The sequence below is a fragment of the Phenylobacterium sp. RIFCSPHIGHO2_01_FULL_69_31 genome (genome assembly GCF_001824475.1).
GTDB lineage: Bacteria > Pseudomonadota > Alphaproteobacteria > Caulobacterales > Caulobacteraceae > Phenylobacterium.
In genome coordinates this window covers 95,182-110,835 of record NZ_MHXN01000037.1, presented here as the reverse complement: position 1 = coordinate 110,835, position 15,654 = coordinate 95,182, and the positions used below count along the sequence as shown (strand labels likewise).

General features: G+C 70.6%; 14 protein-coding genes and 2 pseudogenes. 9 read left to right on the top strand and 7 right to left on the bottom strand.

What is annotated here, in order from left to right:
- Positions 1 to 35: 35 nt before the first annotated feature.
- On the top strand, positions 36 to 1,817 hold the full coding sequence (aspS, locus tag A2790_RS20040) for an aspartate--tRNA ligase (RefSeq protein WP_293395507.1): 1,782 nt from the start codon (positions 36 to 38) through the stop codon (positions 1,815 to 1,817).
- 4 nt (positions 1,818 to 1,821) lie between these two features.
- Here the strand turns inward: aspS and A2790_RS20035 are convergent, their stop codons facing one another.
- Both A2790_RS20035 and A2790_RS20030 read right to left on the bottom strand, forming a co-directional pair.
- Entirely contained in the window at positions 1,822 to 2,841 is a 1,020-nt protein-coding gene (locus tag A2790_RS20035; RefSeq protein ID WP_293395505.1) for a pentapeptide repeat-containing protein, read from the bottom strand.
- 101 nt (positions 2,842 to 2,942) lie between these two features.
- Entirely contained in the window at positions 2,943 to 5,393 is a 2,451-nt protein-coding gene (locus A2790_RS20030) for a ribonucleotide reductase (RefSeq protein ID WP_293395502.1), read from the bottom strand.
- Between the two features lie 184 nt (positions 5,394 to 5,577).
- Between A2790_RS20030 and A2790_RS20025 the strand changes: the two genes are divergently transcribed.
- The gene (locus A2790_RS20025; protein WP_068876792.1) at positions 5,578 to 5,982 is read left to right on the top strand and encodes an NADH:ubiquinone oxidoreductase subunit NDUFA12; all 405 of its coding nucleotides are present in this window, start codon (positions 5,578 to 5,580) and stop codon (positions 5,980 to 5,982) included.
- The gene (locus tag A2790_RS20020; protein WP_293395497.1) at positions 5,967 to 6,827 is read left to right on the top strand and encodes a DUF2155 domain-containing protein; all 861 of its coding nucleotides are present in this window, start codon (positions 5,967 to 5,969) and stop codon (positions 6,825 to 6,827) included. The genes A2790_RS20025 and A2790_RS20020 overlap by 16 nt, the downstream gene beginning before the upstream one ends.
- Before the next feature lie 14 nt (positions 6,828 to 6,841).
- Here the strand turns inward: A2790_RS20020 and aat are convergent.
- Both aat and A2790_RS20010 read right to left on the bottom strand, forming a co-directional pair.
- Positions 6,842 to 7,414: pseudogene (gene aat, locus A2790_RS20015) on the bottom strand (leucyl/phenylalanyl-tRNA--protein transferase); the annotation flags it as partial.
- 38 nt (positions 7,415 to 7,452) lie between these two features.
- Positions 7,453 to 8,355 (bottom strand): annotated as a pseudogene (locus A2790_RS20010) (carboxylesterase family protein); the annotation flags it as partial.
- A 129-nt stretch (positions 8,356 to 8,484) separates the two neighbouring features.
- Here A2790_RS20010 and A2790_RS20005 point away from each other — a divergent pair.
- The 4 genes from A2790_RS20005 to A2790_RS19990 are packed head-to-tail and all read left to right on the top strand — an operon-like array spanning position 8,485 to position 12,237.
- Positions 8,485 to 9,690, top strand: coding sequence for a glycosyltransferase (locus A2790_RS20005; RefSeq protein WP_293395494.1), 1,206 nt, complete (start codon positions 8,485 to 8,487; stop codon positions 9,688 to 9,690).
- Between the two features lies 1 nt (position 9,691).
- The gene (locus tag A2790_RS20000; RefSeq protein ID WP_293395491.1) at positions 9,692 to 10,192 is read left to right on the top strand and encodes a PepSY domain-containing protein; all 501 of its coding nucleotides are present in this window, start codon (positions 9,692 to 9,694) and stop codon (positions 10,190 to 10,192) included.
- A gap of 18 nt (positions 10,193 to 10,210) precedes the next feature.
- The gene (locus A2790_RS19995) at positions 10,211 to 10,882 is read left to right on the top strand and encodes a response regulator transcription factor (RefSeq protein WP_068876610.1); all 672 of its coding nucleotides are present in this window, start codon (positions 10,211 to 10,213) and stop codon (positions 10,880 to 10,882) included.
- Positions 10,879 to 12,237, top strand: a complete 1,359-nt coding sequence (locus A2790_RS19990) for an ATP-binding protein (RefSeq protein ID WP_293395488.1) — start codon at positions 10,879 to 10,881, stop codon at positions 12,235 to 12,237. Before A2790_RS19995 ends, A2790_RS19990 begins: the two co-directional genes overlap by 4 nt.
- Before the next feature lie 34 nt (positions 12,238 to 12,271).
- Here the strand turns inward: A2790_RS19990 and accC are convergent, their stop codons facing one another.
- The 3 genes from accC to aroQ are packed head-to-tail and all read right to left on the bottom strand — an operon-like array spanning position 12,272 to position 14,575.
- The gene (accC, locus tag A2790_RS19985; protein ID WP_293395486.1) at positions 12,272 to 13,618 is read right to left on the bottom strand and encodes an acetyl-CoA carboxylase biotin carboxylase subunit; all 1,347 of its coding nucleotides are present in this window, start codon (positions 13,616 to 13,618) and stop codon (positions 12,272 to 12,274) included.
- Between the two features lie 4 nt (positions 13,619 to 13,622).
- Entirely contained in the window at positions 13,623 to 14,111 is a 489-nt protein-coding gene (gene accB / locus A2790_RS19980; protein ID WP_293395483.1) for an acetyl-CoA carboxylase biotin carboxyl carrier protein, read from the bottom strand.
- Positions 14,112 to 14,137: 26 nt separating this feature from the next.
- Positions 14,138 to 14,575: a type II 3-dehydroquinate dehydratase gene (gene aroQ, locus A2790_RS19975; protein WP_293395480.1), complete on the bottom strand. Its 438-nt coding sequence runs from the start codon at positions 14,573 to 14,575 to the stop codon at positions 14,138 to 14,140.
- A 77-nt stretch (positions 14,576 to 14,652) separates the two neighbouring features.
- Between aroQ and thiS the strand changes: the two genes are divergently transcribed.
- Positions 14,653 to 14,853, top strand: a complete 201-nt coding sequence (gene thiS / locus A2790_RS19970; protein ID WP_068874854.1) for a sulfur carrier protein ThiS — start codon at positions 14,653 to 14,655, stop codon at positions 14,851 to 14,853.
- 1 nt (position 14,854) lies between these two features.
- A complete protein-coding gene (locus tag A2790_RS19965) occupies positions 14,855 to 15,643 on the top strand; it encodes a thiazole synthase (RefSeq protein WP_293395477.1) in 789 nt (262 codons plus the stop codon).
- Positions 15,644 to 15,654 lie beyond the last annotated feature (11 nt).

The following is a 15,654-nucleotide window of genomic DNA, read 5'->3' as shown; positions in this document are numbered from 1 at the left end:
CCGCGCCTCGTAAAACACCCGATTTCCCGAGACAAATGCACGCCTACCGCACCCATACCTGCGGCGCGCTTCGCGCCGCCGACACCGGCAAGACCGCCCGGCTTTCGGGCTGGATCCACCGCAAGCGCGACCATGGCGGGCTGATCTTCATCGACCTGCGCGACCACTATGGCCTGACGCAGCTGGTGCTGAGCCCCGGCACGCCCGGCTTCGAGGTGGTCGAACACCTGCGGGCCGAGAGCGTGATCCGCGTGGACGGCGAGGTCGTCGCCCGTTCGGCCGACACCGTGAACCCCAACCTGCCGACCGGCGAGGTCGAGCTGAAGGTCAAGGTGGTGACGGTCCTGTCCAAGGCGGACGAGCTGCCGCTGCCGGTCTTCGGCGAGCCCGACTATCCGGAAGAGATCCGGCTCAAGAACCGCCACCTCGATCTGCGCCGCGAGACCCTGCACAAGAACATCGTGCTGCGGTCCAAGGTGATCCAGTCGATCCGCAACCGGATGATCGGGCAGGGCTTCCTGGAGTTCCAGACGCCGATCCTGACCGCCAGCTCGCCGGAAGGCGCGCGCGACTTCCTGGTGCCGTCGCGGCTGCACCCGTCGCAGTTCTATGCGCTGCCGCAGGCGCCGCAGCAGTTCAAGCAGCTGCTGATGGTCTCGGGCTTCGACCGCTACTTCCAGATCGCGCCCTGCTTCCGCGACGAGGACCTGCGCGCCGACCGTTCCCTCGAGTTCTACCAGCTCGACGTCGAGATGAGCTTCGTCACGCAAGAGGACGTCTTCGCCGCCATCGAGCCGGTGATGCATGGTGTGTTCGAGGAGTTCGCCGACGGCAAGCCGGTGACCCCGTACCCGTTCCCGCGCATCCCGTACCGTGAGAGCATCGCCAAGTACGGCACCGACAAGCCCGACCTGCGCAACCCGATCCAGATGCAGGACGTGTCCGAGCACTTCCGCGGCGGCGGCTTCGGCCTGTTCGCGCGGATCCTCGAAGACAAGAAGAACGCCGTCTGGGCGATCCCCGCGCCGAAGGGCGGGAGCAGGGCGTTCTGCGACCGCATGAACAGCTGGGCGCAGGGCGAGGGCCAGCCGGGCCTGGGCTACATCTTCTGGTCCGAAGACCAGGGCGGCTGGGGCGGCCCGATCGCCAAGAACCTCGGCGCGGAAAAGACCGACGCCGTGATGGGCCAGATCGGCATGGGGCAGGGCGACGCCGCCTTCTTCGTGGCCGGCGATCCCAAGGTGTTCGCCAAGTTCGCGGGGTCCGCGCGGACCAAGGTCGGCACGGACCTGAAACTGGTCGACGAGGACCGGTTCGAATTCGTCTGGATCGTCGACTTCCCGATGTTCGAGATGAACGAGGAGACGAACCGCGTCGACTTCTCGCACAACCCCTTCTCGATGCCGCAGGGCGAGTTGGAGGCCCTGGAGACCAAGGATCCGCTGGATATCCTGGCCTACCAGTACGACATCGTCTGCAACGGCTACGAGCTGTGCTCGGGCGCGATCCGGAACCACCTGCCGGAGATCATGCTCAAGGCTTTCGAGATCGCGGGCTACGGGCCCGAAGTGGTCGAGGAGCAGTTCGGCGGCATGCTGAACGCGTTCCGCCACGGAGCGCCGCCGCACGGCGGTCTGGCGCCCGGCATCGACCGGATCGTCATGCTGCTGGCCGGCCAGGTCGCGATCCGCGAGGTCATCGCCTTCCCGCTGAACCAGCAGGGTCAGGACCTGATGATGAACGCGCCGTCGGAAGTCTCCGACAAGCAGCTGAAAGAGCTGCACATTCGCCTCGCCCCGCCGATCAAGGCGGGGTGACGGCTCAGCCGGCGACCGGGAGGAAGTAGCGCGGCGCGGGCGGTTGCGGCGGCGCCGGCGCGGCCGGCATCGCCGGGACCATCCGCATCGCCGGCTTTGCCGTATCGTGGCGCAGGATCAGGCGCACGCCGTTGCAAGAGCGGATGACGAGGCCGCGGGGCAGCCGCGTCCGCGTATCGCCGCAGGCATCGTCCAGCTGGTCCTGCCTCAGGCCCTCGGCGTTCGACAGGTCCACCCCGTGCAGACTGGTGCGCGTAAGGTCCGCGCCGCGGAAGTCGGCGCCGTCGAATGTCGAGCCCGAAAGACTGGCGTGGCTGAGGTCGGCGCCGCGGAACGAGGCGCCCGTGAAGGTGCCGTGGCTCATCGACGCGGCCGTCAGGTCTGCAGCCTGGAAGACCGCACCGGAGGCCTCGACACGGCTGAAGTTGGCGCCTTGCAGGTCGGCGGACCGCAGGGTCGTGCCGGAAAGCCGCGCGCGGGTGAAATTGGCGCCCTGCGCCTCGATGTCGGACAGCGTGGCCCGCGACAGGTCCGCGCTCTCGAACACCACGCCGCGCAAGGTGGCCGAACTCAGGTTGGCGTTCACCAGGATCGCCCTGCGGAAGTTGGCGCCCGTCGCCTCGCTGTCGGACAGGTCGGCGCGGGTGAGGTTCGCCGTTGCGAAGACGACCCCGTTGGCCTCGGTGGAGCGCATCCGGGCGTTGCTGAGGTTGGCGCCGGAGAAGTTGGCCCCGCTCATGGCCGAGTCGGAGAGGTCGGCCTTGGTGAGATCGGCGCCGGCGAAGACCGAGGCGTGGAACTTCGCGTCCTGCAGATTGGTCCCGACCATGGTCGCGCCGGAGAAGTTCGCGCCGATGATCCGCGCGCCCGACATGTTCCGGCCCGACAGCTCGCACTTCACGCAGGAGCCGCCGAACGAATCCTGTCGCCGGACGACCGGCTCGCCGGCCATCGTCTCGCCGGCGATCGAGCCGATCGCGAAGGCGGCGGCGGTGGCGGCCAGGACGCGGGCGTTACGCAACATCAGGAGGGCGGTTCCTTGCAGTCAGGCTGTCACCTCTGCCTGCTCGCCTCCGGAGGCGCCACTTAAATCGCGGTAACTTCAGTGGTCTTGGGTGCGACCTTCTAGCCCGTCTGGTCTTCGGGCAGGCGGCCGGCGCGGGTTCCGCAGGTCTCGCAGATCAGGGCCTGGCCCTTCTTCACCACCGCGATGTCGCCGCAGGCCGCGCAGACCTCGGCGGCGGTCATGGCGGCGGGGCCTGCGCCACGGTTCGCGGACGGCAGGAAGACCAGGTTGTCGGGCGCCGCCCCGCGGGCGAAGCCGCGGGAGATGAACCGCGACGCCGGCTGGGGCTGAGGCTCCTCGATCCCCATGGCCGCATCCGCCTTGCCGCGGCCGAGGCCGTCGGCGTTGAGCTCGCCGGGATCGGCGCTCGCCAGCTCGTTTCGGCCCAGGTAGCTGATCCCGAGCTCGCGGAAGATGTAGTCCAGGATCGAGGTGGCGGACTTGACCGTATCGTTGCCGGTGACGCTTCCCGCGGGCTCGAAACGGGTGAAAACGAACGCATCCACGAACTCGTCCAGCGGCACGCCGTATTGCAGGCCGATCGAGATCGCGATGGCGAAGTTGTTCATCAGCGAGCGGAAGGCCGCGCCTTCCTTGTGCATGTCGATGAAGATCTCGCCCAACTGGCCGTCGTCGTACTCGCCGGTGTGCAGATAGACTTTGTGACCGCCGACGCTGGCCTTCTGGATGTAGCCCTTGCGGCGGTCCGGGAGCTTCTGCCGGGTCCGCTCGCGCTCGACGATCCGTTCGACGATCCGTTCCTCGGGCGGGGCCGGTGCGGCGGCGCGGGCCGGCAGCTCGGCCACCGGCGGGATCTCGAGCGCCAGGGCGGCCGGCGGCGCGGCGCGGCGCGGGTGGATGGCGACGTCGGAGGCGGCGAGCAGGGCCTCGATCTCGGCGATGCTCGCGTCCCAGGCCAGCCGGACCGTCAGGACCGGCGGGACGTCCAGCGCCGGCGTCAGCGCCGCCAGCATGGCCGCCTCGGCAGCGGCCGGCAGCTCGGCCGCAGCGCGAAGCACCCGGCGCTGGTCCTCGTTCAGGAAGCGAGCGTCCGCCAGGTCGGCTGCGCCCAGCGCATGGGCTTCGGCGGCGGCGACCTCTTCGGCGCTGAAGCCGGCCAGAGCCAGGACGTCGAGGGTGGGGTCGGCCAGTTGCTCTGGGGTCGCGCCGAGGACATCGCGCAGGAACCCTTCCCCGACGACCGTGGGGGCGAAGGCCCGCGCGAGGCTGGAGACGAAGGGCAGTTCGGCCTCTACCGCGGCGATCTCCAGGCTGGTGAAGCCGCGCGCGGCAAGGGCCTGGGCGCTCACGCCGGGCGCCTCGGTAAGGCTGCGGTGGCCGAGCAGGGCGTCCCGCGCCGCGGCGAGGTCGGCGCCCGTGGCGGCGATCCCCAGGATGGCGGCCTCGGAGAGCACTCTCACGGTCTCGCCGTCGGCGGTCTCGGCGACGGTCACCGGTCCGGCCCAGGGCGCTGCATCCAGCCGCGCGCCCAGGCGCAGCGCGAGGTCCGGATTGTTCACCAAGCCCAGGCGAAGATCGAGTTCCAGCCCGTCGATCGCGTCGCGAGCCGCCTGGTACAGGTTGCGGCTGGCCTGCCGAGCCTCCTGGCTGTCGTAGTCGAAGCCGTGCGCCACGAGCCATTCGCCCAGTCCGCCCAGCGCGAGCACCGCCGGACCATCGGACTCCGCGCCCACCGCGATGGCCACCAGCTTCACCGCTTCGGCGAACGCCGCCTCGTCGAAGGCGCCTTCACGCCAGAAAGCCATCAGCTCCACGCCGGCGCAGGCCAGGCCCGACCCGTCGACGATCGCCGCCGCGGCCGCTTCGCTCGGGGCGCCGATCACCCGGCCGGTGGTCCACGCGGCGCGGGCGACGGCCGTCGCGGCCCCCCGGTCCACGACCACGGGGGCCGACGGGACCTGCGGCGGCGCGGCGCAGAGCCACTCGCTCTCGCCGCCGCGGGCGAGGGCGATCGCCTCCAAGACCGCGGTGTCGGGCGCGCCCGCGGCCCGGGCGGCGTCGGCCGCGCGGGCCAGGCTGGTGTTCCGGGCCGGATCGGCGCAGGCCTCCGGGCCGCCCTCGCAACGCAGCACGGCGTCCATGACCGCCTGCAGGCGGGCCCTCAGCAACCCTGCAGCCGCCTGGGCCGCTTCACGCCCGCGGTGCGTCGCGGTGAATTCATCCAGCGTTGGCGCGTCGGACGCCAACGCCTCGCAGGGCGCCGCAGCGGGGGAGAGGGCGATGAAGCCCAACATCATCGCCTCGGTGATCGCCTCGCGGAACCGGGTCCGGCTCTTCAGATCCTTGATAAGCCCGCGGGCATGCGCCTTGCCGGCGAGCGCATAGGCGTACTGCAGAATCGCGGCGGCGAGGTCGGTCCGGCCGCCGGCCCAGTCGATCCAGGCTTCGACCCGCGCGTTCGTGAAATGGGCGGGCGCCTCGACCTCGACCAGGCGGTCGCCCAGCTCCAGGATCCGTCCCTCGATTCCCGCGCGCGACGTCTCGGTCATGATGCGGCCCGACTCCCTGACACGCGAGCCTAGGCGTCGCCGAGCCCAAGGAGCAATAGATGTTGGGTGCGAGGGGTGCTTCATCCCCAACATATTGCTGCGGGGTCTGGATGCGCCGCGCGCTGGACGCTCCGAGGGCACCCGCCTATAGTCCGGCCGAATTTCGAGCCCCGAGAGCCCTGATTTGTCCGTCCTGAAGACGATCTTCACCTGGTGGAACGGCGCCACGACCGGCATCCACTTCACCACCTGGCGCCGTGGCCGCTTCGTCGGCCAGGACGAACTGGGCAACCGGTACTACGAGGCCCGCGACGACCGCGACAGCTACGACAAGGGCCGCAAGCGGCGCTGGGTGATCTACAAGGGCTATGCCGACGCGTCGAAGGTCACGCCCGACTGGCACGGCTGGCTGCGCTACACCTTCGACGAACCGCCGACGACCGAGCCGTTGCTGCGCCGGTCGTGGGAGAAGGACCATCTCCCGAACCTGACCGGCACCATCTACGCCCGCCGGCCCAAGGGCGCGATCTCGCGCGGCGGCGACCGCCAGCGCGCGACCGGCGACTACGAGGCGTGGACCCCGGAATAGCCGTGGGCCCGCGCCGCACCTCCAGCCTGTCCCTTCGCCGCGCCGGACTTGGCGTGGCTCTGGGCGCGGCGCTGACCGGCATGGTCGCGGCCCAGCCCACCGCGCCGCCCGCGCCCGCGCCCGCGCCCGCTGAAGCGCCGCCCGCGCCCGTCGCAGGGCCGGTGGCGGAAGAAGCCCCGCCGGCCGCCGTCTCGACCCCGACGCCGACCGTGGCGCCGCCCGTGACCGCCAGCGAGGTCGCCCCGGCCGCCGCGCCGAAGGAGCAGGTGGCCGAGAAACCGGTGGCCGCTCCGATCCGCCGCGCCCGCTACAACGTCGCCGTGCTGCAGGCGCTGGACAAGGTGACCGCCGAAACGCTGCGCTTCGAGGCCGCGGTCGGCCAGCCGGTGCGCTGGAAGGGCCTGGTGTTCACCGTGCGCGCCTGCGAGCGGTCGGCCCCGGACGAGGCCATCGAGGATTCGATCGTCTACCTCACCGTCGACTCTCAGCCGCGCCCCCAGCCGGGCCGTCCGACACCGCCGCCGCGCCAGGCGTTCAAGGGCTGGATGTTCGCCTCGTCGCCGGGCCTGAACCCGCTCGAGCACGCGACCTACGACGCCTGGGCGATCAGCTGCAGGGCCAACGCGCCGGCGCCGGCCGTGGCGGCAGCGCCCGCCCGTCCGCCCGCGGCCAAGGCGCCGGAGACGGCCGAGCCCAAGTTGCTGGAGCTGCCGGCGGCCAAGCCTGCGACATCGCCGACGAACGCCGCTCCGCCGACGGCGCCGACGCCCGAGCCCAAGGCTGCCCCGCTGCCCAAGGCCGCGCCCGCCGTCGCGCCGGAAACCCCCGCCGTCCCGCCCACGTAGAAGTCGGCCTCGATCTCCAGCGCCTTTGCCAGGCGCCGGTGATAGGCCGAGCGGCTGATCTCCTCGGCGCCGAACTGGCTCAGGTGGTCCGTCATGAACTGGGTGTCCAGCAGGACGAACCCGCCGGCGATCAGCCGCGCCACCAGGTGCACCAGCGCCACCTTCGACGCATCGCGCCGGCGCGAGAACATGCTCTCGCCGAAAAAGGCCCCCTTCAGCGACACGCCATAGAGCCCGCCCACAAGTTCGCCGCCGGCCCAGCACTCGACGCTGTGGGCGCGGCCCATGCGATGAAGCTGCAGGTAGAGGTTCTCGATGGGCCGGTTGATCCAGGTCTCGGTGCGCCCTGGGCCCGAGGCGGCGCACTCCAGCACCACCCGATGGAAGGCGGTGTCGAAGCGAACCTCAAACGGATCGCCCCGGACCGTGCGCGCGAGCCTGCGCGAGACGTGGAACCGGTCGAGCGGGATCACGCCGCGCCGCTCGGGATCGATCAGGAAGACGCGCGCGTCCTCTCGCGCGTCGGCCATCGGGAACACGCCGCGGGCGTAGCAGTCGAGCAGGTCGCGGGCGTCGAAGGCGGACATGCCCGACCTCTACCCGGCCGTTGCGCGGCGGGGAACGGTCAGGCGGTCAATGCGGCGCGTTCCTTCGCATCGGGGTCGTCGACCACGCGGCACGTGGCGTCGAACAGCATGTTGGGCGTCGCACCCGCGCCGACGGGCGGCCATCTGGGGAGGCCCTTGTGGTTGGGATCGCCGGTGCGGGCGAAGGCGATCCACGCGTCCGCCATTCGCGCCGCCAGCGTCCGGGCCTCGGCCGTGCCTCCCGTGGCGTTGAGGCAGCGGTCCACATTGTCGAAGCAATAGGCAAGCTCCGCGCAGTGGAAGGCCCGCACGCGGCCGTCCAGCACCGAGGCCGGGTTGTAGTCGAAGCGGTAGAGCCAGGCCGCGGCCGCGCCCCGCGCCGCCTTTTGCTGCGCCTGGACGACCGCCGGCGCGCGGAATCGACCCGAGACCAGTCTCGACAGGATCTCGACCGGCCTGGCCTGCGGGTGGGCGGCGCGGAAGGCATCCCAGGCGCCGTCGGGGGCGCCGGCGACCTTGGCCATGGCCCGGGCCTGGTCTTCGCCGGCATCCTCCAGGCCCGGATTGCCCTGGCTGGGCGAGTATTCGTTGAGCGTCGAGCCTACCAGCAGCGGCACGTGCGCGGAGAGGGCGGGGGCGCCGTTCGACCAGCCCTGCGCCGGGATCGCGACGCCATCGACGGTGGGCTGCCAATGCAGGTTGACGGTGTTCGGGCCCGGCTTGGGCATGGCCTTTCGCGCCGCCTCGCCCGCCTTCACGAGGTCGGCGGGCGGAACCTCGGCTAGCTTCGCCAGGTCCGAGGGCCCCAGCTCCAGCGCCTTCAGGACGGCCTCGGCCAGGCGCTGGCCGCGCGCCGGCTCGCCGATCTCCAGCAGCGAGCCGCTCTGGACGATGGCCTTGTGGAACAGGCCCCTGGCGGAGGGCATGGCCATGAGGTTGGAGACCTTCGCTCCCGCCGGTCCATCATGGCCGTCTTGCCTCCCCGTCTTTTGTCCACCTCATCGCCGAACGTGGGCAAAAGCAAATGTTCGGGCGAGGCCGTGCAAATCCGGCCCCGACAGGTTGCGGGCATGCCCAGCTCCCGTCCCGTCGTCCTGTTCTGCGGTGGCCTTGCCGGAGACGGCGTCGCGCGCAACACGGTCCACCTGGCCAACGCGCTCGCGCGGCGGGGCGCGGCGGTCAACGTCACCTGCCTCGACGGCGGCGCACTGGCGGCGGAGCTCAGGGGGCCTACGATCACCTGCCTGGGGCGCGCCCGTGGCCCGCGCGGTCTGGCGCTCGCCCGGGCGGTCCCGGCGTTGGCCGGCCATCTGGACGCCCTGCGCCCCTCGGTGGTGGTCTCGATGGGCAACCACGCACACCTGGCGGCCTGGGCGGCACTGCGGGGCCTGCCGGATACGCCGCGCATCTATCGCATCAGCAACGACCCCGCCCACGGCGGCGGCGACCCGGCGCGCAGCGGCCTGCGCAACCTCGGCCTGCGGCTGATCGCGGCCGATGCGACCCGCGTCGTCTGTGTTTCGGCCGCCATCGCCGCCCGCGAACCCTTCCGCCGCGCCCGCCGCGACCGGCGGGTCGATGTCCTGCCGAACGGCGTCGACGCAGAGGCCATCCGGGCGCGCGCGAGCGCGCGTCTACGCCACCCCTGGCTCGACGACGGTCGCCCGTTCCTGGTCGCCGTGGGCCGACTGCACGCCCAGAAGAACTACGAGACCCTGATCGACGCCCTTGCCTTGGTCCGTGAGCGGCGGCCGGATGCCCGGCTGCTGGTGCTCGGCGGGGGCTCGGCAGAGCGGCGGGCGTCGCTGGAAAGCCGCGCCCGCGCGTTGGGGCTTGGCGATGCGGTCCGCTTCGACGGGGAGACGGCAAATCCGTTTCCCATCCTGTCGCGGGCGACGGCTTACGTGCTCCCCTCCCTCTGGGAGGGGGCGTCCAACAGCCTGCTCGAGGCCCTGGCCTGCGGCGTGCCGGTGGTGGCCTCGCGGACGGCGGGCAACGCCGCCGAGGTGCTGGCGGGGGGGCGCTACGGCGTCCTGGCCGACCCGCGAGATCCCGCCGACCTCGCCCGCGGCATCGCGCGCCAGCTTACGCCCGCCGACTGCCTTCCGCCGGGCAATCGCGCCGAAGCCTTCCGCCTGGAGGCGGTGGTCGACCGGCTGTGCGGCATCGTCGCCGGCGCCCGCTCGGCACATGACGAAATTCAAATGCAGGCCGAAGGGGCCGGCCATCTGCGTCCGCTATCTGATGGACTGCGGGGGACGAACACGGAGTACTGAGATGAACATTCGCAACATGCTGCTGACCGCCGGCGCCGTCGCGGTCCTGGCGGTTCCGGCCGCCGCCCAGGTGGTCCGGCCGAAGATCTCCCTGGCCCAGGCGGTCGCCACCGCCGAGAGCGAGCTGGGCGCCCGCGCCTACGACGCCGAGTTCGACATGGATCTGGGCGACATGGTCTACGAGATCGAGCTGGTGAAGAACGGCAAGCCGGTCCAGGTGCGCGTCGACGCCAACAGCGGGCGGCTGGTGCACCAGTCCCGGGCGATCAAGGCGCGCCTGCCGATCGTCGGCGAGAACCTGAAGGCCGCGCAGATCGCTCCGCGGACCCTCAGCCAGACCATCGCCATGGTCGAGGACGCCACCAAGGGCAAGGTCGCCGAGATCGGGCTGGAGCGCCGTGGCGGCCGGCATTACTACGAGGTCGAACTGGTCGGCGCCCAGGACCGCGACGTGCTCGTCGACGTCCGCACGGGCGCCATCACGCCGCTGATCGGCGACTGATCCGCCTCGGAGCAAGGCATGCACGTGCTGGTCGTGGAGGATGACGAACGGGTCGCGGGCCACGTGGTGAAAGGCCTGAAGGGCGAAGGCTGGCTGGTCGACCATGTGGCCGACGGCCGCCAGGCGCTCTTCCAGGTCGCCGCCGAGACCTATGACGTCATCGTTCTCGACCGCATGCTGCCCAACGTAGATGGGCTGAAGATCCTGCAGACCATGCGCGCATCGGGCGACGGCACGCCGGTCCTGATCCTGTCGGCCCTGGGCGACGTGGACAACCGCGTGAAGGGCCTGCGGGCCGGCGGCGACGACTACCTGACCAAGCCTTTCGCCTTCTCCGAGCTGGTGGCGCGGATCGAGGCGCTGGGACGGCGCAAGGGCGTGGTGCAGGAAACCACGGAGCTCAGCCTCGCCGACCTGGAGATGAACCTGATCACCCGCACGGTCACGCGGCGCGGGCAGGCCATCGACCTGACGACCCGGGAGTTCGCCCTGCTGGAGTACCTGCTGCGCAACGCGGGGCGGGTGGTCAGCCGCAGCATGCTGCTGGAAGCGGTCTGGGACTACAATTTCGACCCCCAGACCAACATCATCGACCAGCACGTCAGCCGGCTGCGATCCAAGATCGACAAGGACTTCGACCCGCCGCTCCTGCAGACGGTGCGCGGCATGGGCTACGCCCTGCGCGCATGATCTGGCCCGGCGTTCTCCGCAGCCTCACTCTCCGGCTGACGCTGGTCTACATGGCGTTGTTCAGCGCTTCGGTCGGGATCATGCTGGCCGTCACCTACGTCGGCGGCGTCTGGCGTCCGCTGCGGCAGGTAGAGGCGACGATCACCCGCGACGCCGACGCCCTGGTCGGCGTCTACCGCGCCCAGGGCCGGGACGCGCTGATCCGCGCGCTCGAACGACGCTCGGCGGGCGCACGCGGGCGGCTGGCCTACCATGTGCTCATCGCGCCGAACGGGGCGGTGGTGGCGGCGAACCTCGCGGACTGGCCGGCCGTGAGGGGGGAGGAATGGGTGCGGTACGAGTTCGGCACCTACGCCACCGGGACCGAGGAGGAGCACGAGGCGGTCGTGCGCGACCTCGTACTGCCAGGCGGCTATCGGCTGCTCGTCGGCCTGGACACCGAGGACCTGGACGAACGGGAGGACCTGATCTTCGAGGCCCTGTCCTGGGGCGCGGGGATGAGCCTGGTGCTGGGGCTGATCGGCGGCCTCGTGATGACCTATGCGGTGTCCCAGCGGCTGGACCGCATCAACCGCGCCGCGCGCGCGGTCATCGCGGGCGACCTCTCGGGCCGGGTCGCGCTCCACGGCAGCGGCGACGACTTCGATCAGCTCTCCGCGACCCTGAACGAGATGCTGGCCCGCATCGAGGGGCTGGTCGCGTCCATCAGCCGGGTTTCCGACAACATCGCCCATGAGCTTAGGACCCCGCTCACCCGTCTGCGCGCGGAGCTCGAGGAGCTGGCGGCGGCGGGCGATGATCCGGAGGAGGTGAGGGCGCGCACCGGCGCCGCCCTGGAGGAGGCGGCGCGCCTCCAGTCCATGTTCGACGCCCTGCTGCGGATCGCCCGGCTGCAGAGCGGGCCGCGCGGCGAGAGCGTCCTCGTCGATCTCTCCGCGTTGCTGGAAGACGTGGTCGACCTCCATCGGCCGGCGGCGGAAGATCGCAGCCAGGACTTCGCGGTCGCGATCGCGCCCGGCCTCGCCGTCCAGGGCGATCGGGACCTGGTGTTCCAGATGGTCAGCAACCTTCTCGACAATGCGGTGAAGTTCGCGCCGGTGGGCGGGACGGTGCGGCTGGACGCGCAGCCGGCCGGCAATGGCGTGGAGGTGACCGTGGCCGACAACGGCCCGGGGATCGCGCCGGACGAAAGATCGCGCGTGCTGGAACGGTTCTACCGCAGTCCCGGCGGCGGAGCCGAGGGCTTCGGTCTGGGCCTCAGCCTCGTGGCGGCGGCGGCCGAGCGCCACCAGGCCGAGCTGCGCCTGGAAGACGCCCAGCCCGGCTTGAAGGTGACGATCCGCTTCCGGTCGTAGGCGCTAGAGCGCAATCCGCCGAAGCGGGAAGGCTCTAGCCGGCCTGGCTCGCCATCCACCGTTCCAGCCAGTGGATGTTGTAGTCGCCCTTCAGGATGTCCTCCTGCTGGAGCAGCTCCTGGAACAGCGGGATGTTGGTGTCGATGCCGCCCACCACGATCTCGCCCAGGCAGCGGTTGAGGCGCGCGATGCACTCCTCCCGGTCGCGGCCGTGGACGATGAGCTTGCCGATCAGGCTGTCGTAGTAGGGCGGGATCGAATAGCCCGCGTAGAGGGCGCTATCCATCCGCACGCCGAGGCCGCCCGGGGCGTGGAAGTCGGTGACCAGGCCGGGCGAGGGGGCGAAGGTCTTCGGGTTCTCCGCGTTGATGCGGCACTCGATGGCGTGCCCCTCGAAGATCACCTGTTCTTGCGTGAACGACAGCGGAAGGCCGGCGGCGATGCGAATCTGCTCGCGCACCAGGTCGATGCCGGTGATGGCCTCGGTGACCGGGTGCTCCACCTGCAGGCGGGTGTTCATCTCGATGAAGAAGAACTCGCCGTTCTCGTACAGGAACTCGATGGTGCCGACGCCCAGGTAGCCGATGGCCTTGACGGCATCGACCACCACCTTGCCGATCTTGGCGCGCGCCGCCGCATCGATGACGGGCGAGGGGGCCTCTTCCAGCACCTTCTGGTGACGCCGCTGCAGCGAGCAGTCGCGCTCGCCCAGGTGGACGACGTTTCCATGGCTGTCGGCCACCACCTGCAGTTCGATGTGCCGTGGAGTCTGGAGGTAGCGCTCCATGTAGACGGCGTCGTCGCCGAAGGCCGCCTTCGCCTCGGAGCGGGCGGTCTGCACGGCCTCGATCAGGTCGTCCTCGGTCTTGGCCACCTTCATGCCGCGCCCGCCGCCGCCGGCCGCCGCCTTGATCAGCACCGGGAAGCCGATTTCCTTCGCCGCGGCGATGGCCTCTTCCTCGGTGGTGATGGCGCCGTCCGAGCCCGGCACCACCGGGATGCCGGCTTCCTTCACCGCCTGCTTGGCGGTGATCTTGTCGCCCATCATGCGGATGTGCTCGGCCTTGGGGCCGATGAAGGTGAAGCCGTGGGCGGTCACGATCTCCGCGAACCGGGCGTTCTCGGAGAGGAAGCCATAGCCGGGGTGGACCGCCTGGGCGCCGGTGATCTCGCACGCCGCGATGATCGCGGGGATGTGCAGGTAGCTCTTCGCCGCGGGAGCGGGGCCGATGCAGACGCTCTCGTCCGCCAGCCTCACCCACATGGCGCTGGAGTCCGCTTCCGAGTGCACGGCGACGGTGGAGATGCCCATCTCCTTGCACGCCCGGTGGACGCGCAGCGCGATCTCGCCCCGGTTGGCGATCAGGATCTTGTCGAACATGGCCCTACTCGATGATGGCCAGGGGTTCACCGAACTCCACGGGCTGGGCGTCGTCGACGAGGATCTCCACCACCTTGCCGGCGCGGGGCGCGGGGATCGGGTTCATGGTCTTCATCGCCTCGACGATGAACAGGGTCTGGCCGACCTCGACCGTGTCGCCCACCTTCACGAAGGTCGGCGAGCCCGGGTTGGGCTGCAGGTAGATGGTGCCCACCATGGGGGACTTCACCTCTTCGCCGCTGGCGCGAGCCGGCGCCGCCGCTGCCGGAGCAGGTGCCGCCGCAGCCGGGGCCGGCGCCGCGGTGGGGGCGGCGGGAGCCGGGGCGTAGTGGACAGCCGCGGGGGCCGCCGTCAGGGTCTTGGCCACGCGGATCTTCAGGGCGCCCTGTTCCACCTCGATCTCGGACAGGCCGGTCTCGGTGAGGATGTCCGCCAGCTTGCGCACGAGGCGAGCGTCGAACGGATCGGCAGGCGCCTTCGGGGTGTTAGCCATGTATCGGCCCTTGTCTTGTGTGGTCTCTAACGGGCCAGGCCCGCGGCGGCCTCGACGGCCAGTTCGTAGCTCTTGGCCCCAAAACCCGACACGAGGCCGGTTGCGGCGAGAGAGACGTAGGTTTCCCTACGGAACGCCTCGCGCGCGGCGGGGTTCGAGAGGTGGCACTCGACGATCGGTATGGAAAGCATCTTCAGAGCGTCAAGGATGGCGATGGAGGTGTGCCCATAGGCGGCCGGGTTCAGCACCAGGGCGGACGCCGTCTCGCGCGCCTCCTGGATCCAGTCGACCAGTTCGCCTTCATGGTTGGACTGCCGGCACACGACCTCATAGCCCAGGGACTTCGCACGCGCCTCGCAGAGGCGGTGGACGTCCTCCAGGGTCTGATGTCCGTAAATCTCCGGCTCGCGGGTCCCCAGGAGGTTGAGGTTGGGGCCGCTCAGCACATAGATCGGTTTCGGCATTCGGCTCCGCCGTCGATTCCGGCGTCTTGTACCGGGCGACGGCGAAGGCCACAAGCAAAGCGACAGGAACCTGGCCCGTGCAGCTGACCGTAAACGGAGAGACCCGCGCCTTTTCGGACGTCGCCGACGTGGCGGCGCTGGTCTCGGCGCTCGGCCTCGACACCCGCAAGGTGGCCGTCGAAAGGAACCTGGAGATCGTGCCGCGATCGGCCTATGCGAAGACCGCGCTCGCCGACGGCGACCGGATCGAGATCGTGCATTTCATTGGAGGCGGCTGACATGGACGGGTCCACGCACACCGAGGACACCTGGTCGGTCGCCGGCCGCACCTTCCGCTCGCGCCTGATCGTGGGCACCGGCAAGTACAAGGACTATGCCCAGAACGCCGCCGCCGCCGAGGCCGCGGGCGCCGAGATCGTCACCGTGGCGCTGCGCCGGGTGAATCTCAGCGACCCCAGCCAGCCGATGCTGGTGGACCACGTGAAGCCCGACCGCTTCACCTTCCTGCCGAACACCGCGGGTTGCTTCACCGGCGAGGATGCGGTCCGCACCCTGCGGCTGGCGCGAGAGGCCGGCGGCTGGGACCTGGTGAAGCTGGAGGTGCTGTCGAACACTCCGCACCTGCTGCCCGACATGGAAGAGACCCTGCGGGCGCTGAAGCTGCTGATCGCCGACGGCTTCCAGGTGATGGTCTACTGCTCGGACGACCCGGTCTACGCCAAGAAGCTGGAGGACGCCGGCGCCGCGGCGATCATGCCGGCCGCGGCGCCCATCGGCTCGGGCCGAGGCATCCAGAACATGCTGAACCTGGGCCTGATCATCGAGCAGACCAAGGTGCCCGTGCTGGTCGACGCCGGGGTCGGCACCGCCTCGGACGCGGTCATCTCCATGGAGCTGGGCTGCGTTGCGGTGCTTATGAACACCGCCATCGCCGAGGCCAAGGACCCCATCCGCATGGCCCGCGCCATGAAGCACGCGGTCATCGCAGGCCGCGAGGCGTTCCTGGCCGGCCGGATGGGCAAGCGCATGTACGCCGACCCATCCTCGCCGCTCAGCGGGCTGATCTGATTTTCGGCGGC